General features: G+C 70.6%; 9 protein-coding genes. 2 read left to right on the forward strand and 7 right to left on the reverse strand.

Going from position 1 to position 11,430, the window contains the following annotated elements; all coding sequences use genetic code 11:
* Genes pdeM through A176_RS03985 form a run of 4 tightly spaced genes read right to left on the reverse strand, consistent with a single transcriptional unit; the run spans position 1 to position 5,847 of the window.
* On the reverse strand, positions 1 to 654 hold the full coding sequence (gene pdeM / locus A176_RS03970; RefSeq protein ID WP_002635912.1) for a ligase-associated DNA damage response endonuclease PdeM: 654 nt from the start codon (positions 652 to 654) through the stop codon (positions 1 to 3).
* Positions 624 to 3,209 (reverse strand): ligase-associated DNA damage response DEXH box helicase, encoded by a 2,586-nt coding sequence (locus tag A176_RS03975; protein WP_002635911.1) that lies wholly within the window; start codon positions 3,207 to 3,209, stop codon positions 624 to 626. The genes pdeM and A176_RS03975 overlap by 31 nt, the downstream gene beginning before the upstream one ends.
* Positions 3,196 to 4,791 carry an ATP-dependent DNA ligase gene (locus tag A176_RS03980; RefSeq protein WP_002635910.1) on the reverse strand — a complete coding sequence of 532 codons (1,596 nt, stop codon included), beginning with the start codon at positions 4,789 to 4,791 and terminating at the stop codon, positions 3,196 to 3,198. The genes A176_RS03975 and A176_RS03980 overlap by 14 nt, the downstream gene beginning before the upstream one ends.
* Before the next feature lie 3 nt (positions 4,792 to 4,794).
* Positions 4,795 to 5,847 carry a ligase-associated DNA damage response exonuclease gene (locus A176_RS03985; RefSeq protein WP_002635909.1) on the reverse strand — a complete coding sequence of 351 codons (1,053 nt, stop codon included), beginning with the start codon at positions 5,845 to 5,847 and terminating at the stop codon, positions 4,795 to 4,797.
* Positions 5,848 to 6,108: 261 nt separating this feature from the next.
* Here A176_RS03985 and A176_RS03990 point away from each other — a divergent pair, with 261 nt between their 5' ends.
* Both A176_RS03990 and A176_RS03995 read left to right on the forward strand, forming a co-directional pair.
* Complete coding sequence (locus A176_RS03990; RefSeq protein ID WP_044889714.1) at positions 6,109 to 7,602, forward strand: anthranilate synthase component I family protein; 1,494 nt, start codon at positions 6,109 to 6,111, stop codon at positions 7,600 to 7,602.
* A complete protein-coding gene (locus tag A176_RS03995; RefSeq protein ID WP_002635907.1) occupies positions 7,599 to 8,162 on the forward strand; it encodes an anthranilate synthase component II in 564 nt (187 codons plus the stop codon). Before A176_RS03990 ends, A176_RS03995 begins: the two co-directional genes overlap by 4 nt.
* Here A176_RS03995 and A176_RS04000 read toward each other — a convergent pair whose 3' ends face one another.
* The 3 genes from A176_RS04000 to A176_RS04010 all read right to left on the reverse strand — a co-directional run bounded on the left by A176_RS04000 (position 8,163) and on the right by A176_RS04010 (position 11,088).
* Positions 8,163 to 8,768 (reverse strand): histidine phosphatase family protein, encoded by a 606-nt coding sequence (locus A176_RS04000; RefSeq protein ID WP_002635906.1) that lies wholly within the window; start codon positions 8,766 to 8,768, stop codon positions 8,163 to 8,165.
* A 118-nt stretch (positions 8,769 to 8,886) separates the two neighbouring features.
* Entirely contained in the window at positions 8,887 to 9,423 is a 537-nt protein-coding gene (locus A176_RS04005; protein ID WP_002635905.1) for a hypothetical protein, read from the reverse strand.
* A 15-nt stretch (positions 9,424 to 9,438) separates the two neighbouring features.
* Entirely contained in the window at positions 9,439 to 11,088 is a 1,650-nt protein-coding gene (locus A176_RS04010; RefSeq protein WP_002635904.1) for a DUF6923 family protein, read from the reverse strand.
* Positions 11,089 to 11,430 lie beyond the last annotated feature (342 nt).

The following is an 11,430-nucleotide window of genomic DNA, read 5'->3' on the forward strand; positions in this document are numbered from 1 at the left end:
CTACACCTCGACGACCGCGGGGCTGGCGATGGCGAAGATGCGATCGCCCGCGCGGCGGGTGACGTTGGCCCCGCCGGTGAATGCGCTGAATGCCGGAAGCACGCCCACGCCGGGACCTACATGGAAGCAGGGAAGCCGCAGGCTGTCGCCTCTTCCGCCCAGTCGCACCATGGGATGGAGGTGACCTGCCCACACGTAGCGCCCTGCCGCGGGCTCCGGGTGGTGGGCGAAGCGGAAGGGGCCTTCGTCTGCGTGTGTCTCCCGCACGTCCAGGCGCCAGCTTTCGGGCAGCGTCTTCAGGTGCCGGTCGTGGTTGCCCCGCACGAGCACGCACGCCACGTGCGCGTGTGTCTCACGCCAGCGGGCGAGCCGCTCGACCAGGGCGGGGGTGATGCCCTCGCGCGAGTGGATGAGGTCCCCCAGCAGGAGCAGCCGGCGGGCTCCGGTGGCGGTGAGCGCGGCGGACAGGCGGGCCAGGTCGTCCTCCAGCACGCCGGTGGGCAGGGGGATGCCGTGCTGCTGGAAGCTCTCCGTCTTGCCCCAGTGGAGGTCCGCCACGGCCAGGGTTCCGGTGTCGGGCCAGTAGAGGGCCCGCTCGGGGAGCAGCTCCAGCGCGGTGTCCGCTACGCGGACCTGGCATCTTCGCGAGTCCATCGCTCCTTCATGCGCTCCACCCGCTCCAGCAGGGACTCGCTGGACAGGCTCGCGCTGATGCGCTCGACGACGAGCGGGAAGCCCAGGGGCGTGGGTCTTCGGACGTGGAGGAACTCCAGGGGCGTGGCCTGAAGCCGCTCCAGGGTCCGCTCCAGGCGGCCCTCCTCGAACTGCTGCTCCAGCACCTCGCGGCGCGCCTGGACGAGCAGGAGGTTGTCCGGGTCGTACTTCGCGAACACGTCGTGGAGCAGCGACGCGCTGGCCTGGACCTGCCGCGAGGACTTCCGTGCGCCGGGCAGTCCTGGCAGCACCAGCCCCGCGATGCGCGCGATGTCGCGGAACTGGCGCTTGGACAGCTCGCCCACGTTGACGCTCTCCAGGACGTCCGCTTCCAGGTGTTCGCGCGTGAAGAGTGAGGGCTGCAGCACCTCGTCGAAGGGGAACGGCGCGGGCGTCAGCAGCTCCAGGCCGTAGTCGTTCACCGACAGGGTGAAGGTGGCCTTGCGCAGTCGCGTGAGCCGCAGGGCCAGCAGCGCCGCCAGGCCCTCGTGCACCAGCCGCCCCTCGAAGGGGTAGAGGAAGAGGTGGTGCCCGTCTCGCGTCTGGCACGTCTCCGCCAGCAGGATGTCCGCGGCGGGGATGCGGGACAGTCGGGCCTGGGCATCCAGCACGGGCCACGCCGCGGCCAGCTCGTCCGACGTGACGTCGCCCTGCCGCGCGGCATCCAGCGTCCGGCGCACGGCGGCGGCCAGTGAGCTGGACAAGGGCAGGCGGCTGCCACCCCAGCGCGGCGTCTGCGTGACTTTCGTCTTCGCGGGCCGCACGTACGCGGTCATGTCCTGGATGCTGCTGAACTCCAGCTTCTTCCCCGCGAAGATGAACGTGTCGCCCGGCTTGAGGCGGCTGACGTAGGACTCCTCCACGCTGCCCAGCCGGCCGCCGCTCCAATAGCGGAGCTGCACCACCGCGTCGGAGGTGATGGTGCCGATGTTGAGGCGGTGCATGCGGGCCACGCGCGCGTCCGCGACGACGCAGCGGCCCTCGTGCTCCACCACGCGCCGGAACTCGGGATAGGCGCGCAGCGTCGGGCTGCCTTCGCGGACCAGGGACAGGGTCCACGCGAACTCCTCGTCCGTGAGGCTGGCGAAGGCCGCCGCGGTGCGCACCTCGTCGCGCAGGGCGTCCGGCGTGAAGCCGCCACCCAGGGCACACGTCACCAGGTGCTGCGCCAGCACATCCAACGGCTTGTCGGGCGGCGTGCGGGCCTCCACCTCGCGGCGCAGGAGCGCGTCCTTGGCGGCGGCCATCTCCACCAGCTCCAGCGCGTGCGTGGGGACGAAGAGGATGTGGCAGGTGGCGCCCGGGCGGTGGGCGCTGCGCCCCGCGCGTTGCATCGTTCGGCCAATGCCCTTGGGGCTGCCCACCTGCACCACGCGCTCCACGGGGCCGAAGTCCACGCCCAAGTCTAGCGACGAGGTGCACACCACGATGCGCAGCGAGCCTTCCTTGAGGCCGCCCTCCACGCGCTCGCGCTCCTCGCGGTCGATGGACCCGTGGTGGAGCGCGATGAGGTGTTCCCACTCCGGCCGGGCGAAGCGCAGGCCTTCGAACCAGCGTTCGGCCTGGGCGCGGGTGTTGGTGAAGATGAGCGTGGAGCGCTCCGCGTCCAGCCACGTGGCCACGCGGGCCAGCATGGAGAAGCCCAGGTGCCCCGCCCAGGGAAACGCGTCCACGGATTCGGGGAGCAGCGTCTCCACGGCCACGGGTCGCTCCAGTGACGCGCTGACCCGGGTGGGCGTCTGGCGGGTGCCCACGGCGTGACGGGCGGCCTCGTCGAGGTTGGCCAGCGTGGCGGACAGCGCCCAGGTGCGCAGGCCCGGCGCGAAGTGGCGCAGCCGGGCCAACGCCAGCTCCAACTGCGAGCCCCGCTTGGAGCCGAGCATCTCGTGCCACTCGTCCACGATGACGGAGCGCAGCGACGCGAACATCTCCGCGGCCCGCTCGTGCGTGAGCAGGACGCAGAGCGACTCCGGCGTGGTGATGAGCACCTGGGGCAGTTGCTCCCGCTGGCGCTGGCGCACCGAGGAAGACGTGTCACCCGTGCGGCTCTCCACGGAGATGTCCGCGTCCAGCACCTCGAGGGGCTCCCTCAGGGCCTTCTCCACGTCCCGGGACACCGCGCGCAGCGGCGTGACATAAAGGAGCTGAAGCCCGGGCTGCCCCCGCTCCGCCACCTCCGCGAGCGGGCCCAGGTAGGCCGCGTACGTCTTGCCCGCGCCGGTGGGCACGTGGATGAGGCCGCTTTCGCCGCGCGCATGGGCGGCCCAGGCTTCCTCCTGGAATGGATAGGGCGTCCACCCCTTCGCGTGGAACCAGCCTCGAAGCCTGTCCAGGGGGGCTTGTGGGTGCTCCGCCTGGGTTCGAGGAGGCCGCCTGCCGCGAGGGCGCCGGGGCTCACGCGGAGGTTGGGGCGCGGGCGGCTCGGTGGCGGCGCGCAGGGCCTTTCGGCTGGCGGCGATTTGCGCCCGCAGCGAGCGAGGCCTACCCGCTGGCATGGAGCAGCTCCTTCAGCGAGTCCAGCGTGTCGGCGTCCTGGGGCTTCTTGTCCGTGCGCCAGCGGGCGATGCGGGGAAAGCGCAGCGCGACGCCGCACTTGTGGCGAGGCGAGGACTGGATGCCCTCGAAGTGCAGCTCGAACACCTGTTCGGGGTCCACCGAGCGCACCGGGCCGTACTTCTCCCGCGTGTGCGCGCGAATCCACCGGTCCAGCCGGCCAATCTCCGCGTCCGTCAGGCCGGAGTAGGCCTTCGTCACCGGTTGGAGCTCCGTCCCGTTCCACACGGCGAAGGTGTAGTCCGTGTAGAGCGACGAGCGGCGGCCATGGCCCGGGTGCGCGTACAGCAGCACCGCGTCCACGGTGAACGGGTCAATCTTCCACTTCCACCAGTCGCCGCGTTTGCGGCCGGTGAGGTACGGCGAGTCCAGGCGCTTGAGCATGAAGCCCTCGACGTTGCGCTCACGGGCTCCGTCGCGCGCCGTGGCCAGGGACTCCCACGTCTGTGCGCCCACGATGGGGGACACCGGAAGTTGGGGCGAGTCCTTCAGCAAGGCCTCCAGCTTCGCGCGGCGCTCGCGCAGCGGCAGCCCGCGCACGTCCTCGCCTCCCAGCTCCAGCAGGTCGTAGGCCATGAAGGCCGCGGGCGCCTCGGCCAGCACCTTGGTCGTCAGCTTCTGCCGGCCAATGCGACGTTGCAGCTTCGCGAAGGGCAGGGGCTTGCCGTCTTCGTACGCGAGCACCTCGCCATCCAGCACGGTGCCCTCGGGCAGGACGCTGGCCGCGTCCACGATTTCGGGGAAGCGCTCGGTGATGAGCTCCTCGCCCCGGCTCCACAGGTGCACGCTCCCCTGGCGGTGGATGAGCTGGCCGCGGATGCCGTCCCACTTCCACTCGACCTGCCAGTCCGCTCGCGCGCCAAGGTCCGTCGGCGCCTGTTCCAGCGGCGACGCGAGGTAGAAGGGATAGGGCCTCGAGCTGTCTCCGTCCGACACGTCCTGGGACACGAGCCGCCGGAAGAAGTCGGCGGAGGGCGTCCACGTTCCCATCAGCCGGTGCGCCACGCTGGGCGCGGGCAGCCCCGTCACCTGGGCCAGCGCGCGGACCACCAGCGTGGAGGACACGCCCACGCGCAGCTCGCCGGTGAGCATCTTGTTCAACAGGAACAGCTCGCGCCGGGGCATGGTGTGCCACCAGGACACCACCTGCTCACGTTGGCCCGCGGCGTCCATCTGCCGCAGCGGCAGCAGGCGTTGCTCGAGCCAGACGGACAGGGGCAGCTCCTCGGTGCGCGGCGGTCGCTCCCGGGCGTCCAGCAGCAGGGCAATCACCTCCGCGAGGTCGCCCACGGAGGCGTAGACCTCCTCGAAGAGCCAGCCCGGGATGTCCGTCAGCTCCTGCGTCCAACCCGTCAGCAGCTTGGTGGGGATGAGCCGCTTCAGCTTCTGGCCCGTGAGGAAGTAGAGCGCCCACGCCGCGTCCTCGGGCGGCGCCGCCTGGAAGTACCGCGCGAGCGCCTCCACCTTGGCGTTGGTGGACGTGGTCTGGTCCAGCGTTTCGTAGAGGTCGGCCAGTCGCCGCACGCGTCAGTCCTCCGCCTCGCCTTCGAAGGGGGTCGCCAGGGGCGCGGCATCCACGCCGTGTTCGCGCAGGTAGCGCGCCAGGGGCTCCGAATGGCCGTGTGTCACCAGCACGCGCTTCGCCCGGGAGTCCTCCACCGAGCGCAGCAGGTCTGGCCAGTCCGCGTGGTCCGACAGCACGAAGCCCCGGTCGAAGCCCCGGCGGCGGCGGTTGCCACGCACGCGCATCCAGCCCGACGCGAAGCCCGTCTCGTATTCACCGAAGCGGCGCATCCAGGTGGAGCCGCCCGCGCTCGGCGGCGCCAGCACCAGCGCGCCGGCGAACGAGGTGCCCTTCTCCACTTCCGACACCGGCTGCGTGGGCAGCATGCGGATGCCCGCGTCCCGATACACCTCCAGCAGGGACTGGAGGGCGCCATGGACGAAGACGGCGCGGTCCGTCAGCTTCGCCAGCTCCGCGAGCAGCCGCTGCGCCTTGCCCAGGGCGTAGCAGAACAACACCGACGCGCGTCCCACCGCGCGGTTGGCGTCCCACCAACGCAAGATGTCCTCCGCCACCTGCTCCGCCGGGTCCCACCGGAAGATGGGCAGGCCGAAGGTGGACTCGGTGATGAAGGTGTCGCAGGGCACGGGCTCGAAGGGCGCGCACGTCGGGTCGGGCGCGCGCTTGTAGTCGCCGGAGACGACCCACGTTTCGCCGCCGTGCTCGACGCGCAGTTGCGCGCTGCCCAGGACATGGCCGGCCGGATGGAAGCTGACGGTGACGCCGTTGATGTTCAGCCGCTCGCCGTAGTCGAGCGTGTCGATGGTGGCGTCTTCTCCCAGCCGCCGCTGCAGGAGCCCCTTGCCTGCCCGCGCGCCCAGATAGCGGCGGCTGCCAGTTCGGGCATGGTCGCCGTGCGCGTGGGTGATGAGCGCCCGGTCCACGGGGCGCCAGGGGTCGACGTGGAAGTCGCCTGGAGCGCAGTAGAGGCCCTGGGGCGTCACCGTCATCAATGGAGCGGAAGAAGAGGCGCTCAAAGCCCTCTTCAGATAGCGAGGCGCACCACGACGGACCACCCGAGGTGCGACTTCGCCTCACCGTGAGACGCTCTCCGGGCCGCTCTCCTGCCACCCTCCGGCGAGGGGGACTTGCGCCTCGCGTGGACAGGAATATCGGACCCCTTGGAGGACTCCCCGGGACGGGGGATAACCGTGGGGATGGCGCCCGTCCTGCTGCTGTCGTGATGCCTCAACGCCGCCAGCGAACCCCTTTGCCGGGAGTGACGGGCCACCCCATTCCCCCTGCCGTGACACGCGGTGGGAAGTGAGTCAGAGACGATGGATGCACAGGAGCGGAAGCAGGCCTACCGGCGGCGCGCGGAGCAGGGCGAGGCGGTGCCGGTGTCGGTGGAGTTGCCGGCGGACCTCGACACGCCGCTGTCGGCCTACCTGAAGCTTGGCGGTGGTTCGCGCGGCTTCATCCTCGAGTCGTGCTACGGCGGCGAGCGCTTCGGGCGCTACAGCCACATCGGGACGGAGCCCGCGGGCCGTGTGCGGTTGGACCGTGATGGCGCCACCCTGTGGCGTGGCGCGCGCGAGGAGCGACGGGACGGCAAGCCCCTGGACGTGTTGCGCCAGCTCTGGCGGGAGCTGGCCGTCGCCCGGCTTCCCGGCGAGGCGCCCTTCCTCGGCGGGCTCGTGGGGTACATGGGCTACAACTGCTTCTCGTGGTTGGAGCCCTCCGTTCCGGACCGGCACCCGAACGATGGGTCCTTCCCGGATTCGGAGTGGTTGGTGTGCGAGGACTTCGTCACGCACGACACCCGCACCGGCACGCTCAAGGCCACCGCCATTGCCCGGCCGTCGCTGCACGGCAGCGTGGACGCCGCGCTGAAAGACGCGGAATCCCGGGCGCGGTCCATGGCGGACCGGTTGCTCAAGCCGCTGCCCCCGGAGGCGTACGCGCCCGCGCCGCGCATGAAGGGAGACGCGGCGCCCACCGCGTGTTGGGACCGGGCGGGTTACGAGGCCGCGGTGTCGCGGGCGCAGGAGTACATCCGCGCGGGAGACATCTTCCAGGTCGTGCTCGCGCGCCGCTTCGAGGCCCGGGGCGCGCCGCCGCCGCTGTCGCTCTACCGGGCGCTGCGGCGCGTGAATCCCTCTCCGTACCTCTTCCTCGTGGAGCTGGGCGAGGCCCGCGCGCTGGTGGGCGCTTCGCCCGAGCTGCTCGTGCAGGTGCGCGACGGTGACGTGGTGGTGCGGCCCATCGCTGGAACGCGCCGCCGGGGTGCCACCGAGGCCGAGGACCTGGCGTTGGAGAAGGAGCTGCTCGCGGACGAGAAGGAGCGCGCCGAGCACATCATGCTGGTGGACCTGGGACGCAACGACGTGGGCCGCGTGGCGGCGCCGGGCTCGGTGCGGGTCGAGGACATGATGCTCATCGAGCGCTACAGCCACGTGATGCACATCGTGTCGCAGGTGCGCGGCAAGCTCGACGCGAAGTACGACGCGCTGGACGCGCTGGCGAGCACCTTCCCCGCGGGCACGGTGTCCGGCGCTCCCAAGATTCGCGCGATGCAAATCATCGACGAGCTGGAGGTCCAGCGGCGCGGGCCCTATGCGGGCGCGGTGGGCTACCTGTCCTTCTGCGGCACGCTGGACGTGGCGATTGCCTTGCGCACCTTCTTCGTGGACGGAGACCGGACGATGTGGACCGCGGGCGCGGGGCTCGTCGCGGACTCGGTGCCGTCGAAGGAAGCGGACGAGACGGAAGCCAAGGCGGGCGCCATGGCCGCCGCGCTGCGGCTGGCGCGCGAGGGAGGTGGCCGGTGATTTGGGTCATCGACAACTACGACTCCTTCACCTTCAACCTCGTGCAGCTCCTGTACACACTGGGCGCCGAGGTGAAGGTGGTGCGCAACGACGCGATGGACGCGGAGGCCGTGTCTGCGTCTGGCGCGTCCCACCTGGTGATTTCGCCCGGCCCCTGCACGCCGCACGAGGCGGGCGTCAGCGTGGCCGCCATTGCCCAGTCCCGCGTGCCCGTGCTGGGCGTGTGCCTGGGGCATCAGTCCATTGGCGCCGCGTTCGGCGGTCAGGTGGTGCGCGCGCCGGAGCCCGTGCATGGCAAGGCGGCGCGCATCCAGCACGGCGGCGCGGGGCTGTTCACGGGACTGAGCGACGGGTTCTCGGCGGCGCGTTACCACTCGCTCATCGTGGAGGCGGCGTCCCTGCCCGCGGAGCTGGAGGCCACGGCGTGGAGCCAGGACGGCCTCATCATGGCGCTGCGCCACCGCGCGCGGCCCGTGGTGGGCGTGCAGTTCCATCCGGAGAGCGTGCTCACGCCGGAAGGCCCGTTGCTGGTGCGCAACTTCCTGGAGGGGCGGCTGTAGCTACGCGCGCAAGTGCGTGGTGTCGTTCCACGACACGATGGCCGGGCGGCGCCTGTCACCGTCATGGCCGAGCACGCTGATGGACGCGGTGCTCAGCAGGAAGAGGCGGCCCTCCCAGGGGGGCAGCCCCAGCCACCGCGCGGCGAGCACGCGGAGCAGGTGCCCGTGGGCGAAGATGAGCACGTCACCGTCCGTGCGGAGCGCGTCGGAGATGACGCTGTCCACCCGGGCGGCCACCTGCGCCGCTGTCTCTCCATTCGGGACGCCGTTCTTCCAGATGGTCCAGTCGGGCCGCTCCTCGCGAATCTGCGCGCCCGTGCGCCCCTCGTAGTCGCCGTAGTCCCACTCCATGAGTTCCTCGCGAGGAACCGCGCGGTCTCCGTAGCCGGCCAGGGCGCAGGTATCCGCCGCGCGGCGCAGGGGGCTGGTGTAGACGACGTCGAAGCACCAGGCCTTCAGCGGCGCTCCGAGCAGGCGGCCCATCTCCCTTCCGGACTCGAGGAGCGGAATGTCCGTTCGTCCCGTGTGCCGGCCGCTGCGGCTCCACTCCGTCTCTCCGTGCCGGACGAGGACCACCTGTTTCCCGGAATTCTTCATGGCGCGCATTCTGCCAGCCGCGACCCGAGGCGCGTGAAGAGTCCATCAGGGCGCACCTCGGGGCGGTGGGCCGTCGCTTCTTGAAACAAGAACCGCCTCGCTCAGGTGGGCGCCGGCGCTGAAGCGGTCAGTAGGCGATGTAGGTCGACGGGAGCAGCGTCTTGCCGCCCGTTCCGTCGAAGAGGCTGTCCTTCAGGTGCAGGTGGATGACGACGTGTGAGCGCTGCTCCAGGGCGCTGCGTGTGGCCGTGAACTGGATGGTTCCCGCCTGGGCATTGATGAGTCCCGCGGCACCGGCCTCCTTGAACGCCCCGACGTCATCCAGGCGCACGGTGATGTCCACGTGCTTCACGTGCCTGGGCAGGAAGAAGCGCCCCAGCAGGTGGGCGTGGTCCGTGAGGGCCAGGTCCATGGCGCGCGCGTCGGGCGAGGGGTCGAAGCGGATGGGCTCGCCATAGAAGGTGACGTCGACCTGTCCCATGCCCAGCAGGAGCTTTTCGTACGGGGCCGCGTCCTGACCCCGCATGCGGATTTCGAAGGCGTCCAACACGGGGTCGCCCAACGCCCGTCTCAAGTCGTCCTCGCTGGTGTCGCAGGAGGCGGCCCCCAGCATCACGAGCAGGCTCGCGGCCCGCATCCACCGGGCTTGGGATGGAAGCTTCATGCGTGTCTCCCTCTCTCAGAACCGAGGTTCCTCGGCGCGCTCCATGGCCCGCAGCGGGTCCACCGCGAAGATGCGCTTTCGCAGGGGGATGGCCGTCCTCCTGCCGGAGTGGTTGTGCCGCTCCAGCTCCTGCCGCAGCGCCTCCATCCGTGCGAGGTCGAGCGAGGCCGGGTCCTCCAGCGCGGACAGGTCCGGCGCGGGCGTGCCGAAGAAGCGCTCGTTGCAGACCGCCGTCAATGCTTCGCGGGCCGTCCGGACCTTCATGGACTCTTCGGGGGTGCGGCGCGCGTGATTCGAGGCGATGGCGGGGTTGGCCCAGAGGACGCCCAGGGCACCCGGAAGGGTGGAGACCTCGCCCAGCGCGCCGAGGGAGACGGGGCCGTGGAACAGGCACTCCAGGAGCGCGCTTTCACTCGAGCCGAAGAACCCCCGGTCCCGGGTCGCTGGCTGCGGGCGGGGCGCGCCCCAGAGATAGAAGGCGCACATCGCGCCGTCTCCAAACGGGGGCACCGGCTTCTGGCTGAGCGTGGTCAGGTCGCCCGTCGTCACGTCCACGGCGTGGAAGCCGCTGCTCCTGGCGTCGTCGGGCCCCTTCGCGCCGTAGAGGAAGAGCTCTCCGTCGCGGGTGAAGACGGCCGCGCTCATGACCGGGTTCGCCGGGGCCTTGCCGTCGATGCGCGCGGGCGCCGCGAAATCCGTCGCCACGCCGGTGAGCGGGTCGAGGCGGGTCAGCCGCTGGGTGGCATTGTTGAAGGCGTAGAGCAGGCCGTCGCGGGGGCTCACCGCGAAGTCCGTCATCCGGAGGTCGAAGGGCGCGGAGACCTGCTGCTCGGAGAGCGTCTGGCCCGTGCTGGGGTCGACGCGGATGAGACGCTGGCTGCCGTGCTCGAAGCCGACGTAGGTGCCATCCTTGAGAAAGGTGCCCGCGGTCCAAAGAGACGTGCGAGGCGCGGCGGTGTCCAACGGCGCGATGACGCTCGCGGCGCCATCCGGGCCCACGCGGATGAAGCGGGGCGGGCTGACGCCGTCCGCCGCGATGGCGTACAGGGCGTTGTCGAAGTGGTTGAACGCCAGCGCGTCGTAGGGAAGCGAGGCTTCACCCCGCGGCGTCAGCGCGCCGGTCGCGGGGTCGAAGATGGAGAGCCGCGTGGGCTCCGTGGGCCGTCCCTCGGGAGAGGTCGCGGCCGAGGAGAGGTAGACGGTGTCGTCGCAGAAGAGGGCGGGCTGGGGGAGGCAGAGCACGTTGGTCCCCGCATGGCTGGCGCCCGCCGCCCAGATGACGCTGAAGGTGCTGGTGAAGGTGACCTCGTTGTTGGGCGTCGCGGGATTCGAATCGTGCTCGCCCAGCGAGAGGCAGTTTCCGTAGCTCTGCACCTGGACTTCACATTGATATGTGACCTGTCCTCCCGGGGGGACCACGAGCGGTGGCTGTGGGGCGAGCGTGCAGGATTGCAGCAGGGGGTCGACCGCGGCGTACAGCTCGGAGGGGAGCGCCGGGTCGATGTTGGTTGCGGTGAGCGTGAAGCGCAGGGTCGCCGGATAGGCATCCACCGTGTACTGCTTGAGCCCATTCACGAATTGCCCGGCCCGGAAATCATTGGCCCAGGCCTGAGAAGCCCAGACGGCTCCGATGAACAGGAGCGCGAGCCACTTCCTCTTCATCATGGGGGTCTCCACGTCCGTGACTGCTGGGGGGACGGGAAACAGGCTGCAGCCGATGTGCCAGGGTGTCTCTTGTTTTACATGAATCTTGGAGTGTGATTCGGAGGCCCGGTAGGGCAGTGGGATGTCGAAGGGTGTTGTCTGGGAATGTCTGGCGAGACGCGGGGCTCCAGGCCTGAAGTCGGGGGTCTGTTTGGGATTGCTCGTTGAATGGCGCTTGAAGGCTGGCCGGCCGGGTGCTCCATCCGGAGCGCGCTGGCGTGAGCGTGTAAGAAGTGCCGAGCGGAGGGCTGGCATTCTTTCAGGGCCCGGCTGAACGCCGGTGCGCTCAGCCGGGCCCGTTGT

This window comes from Myxococcus hansupus (genome assembly GCF_000280925.3).
Taxonomy (GTDB): domain Bacteria; phylum Myxococcota; class Myxococcia; order Myxococcales; family Myxococcaceae; genus Myxococcus; species Myxococcus hansupus.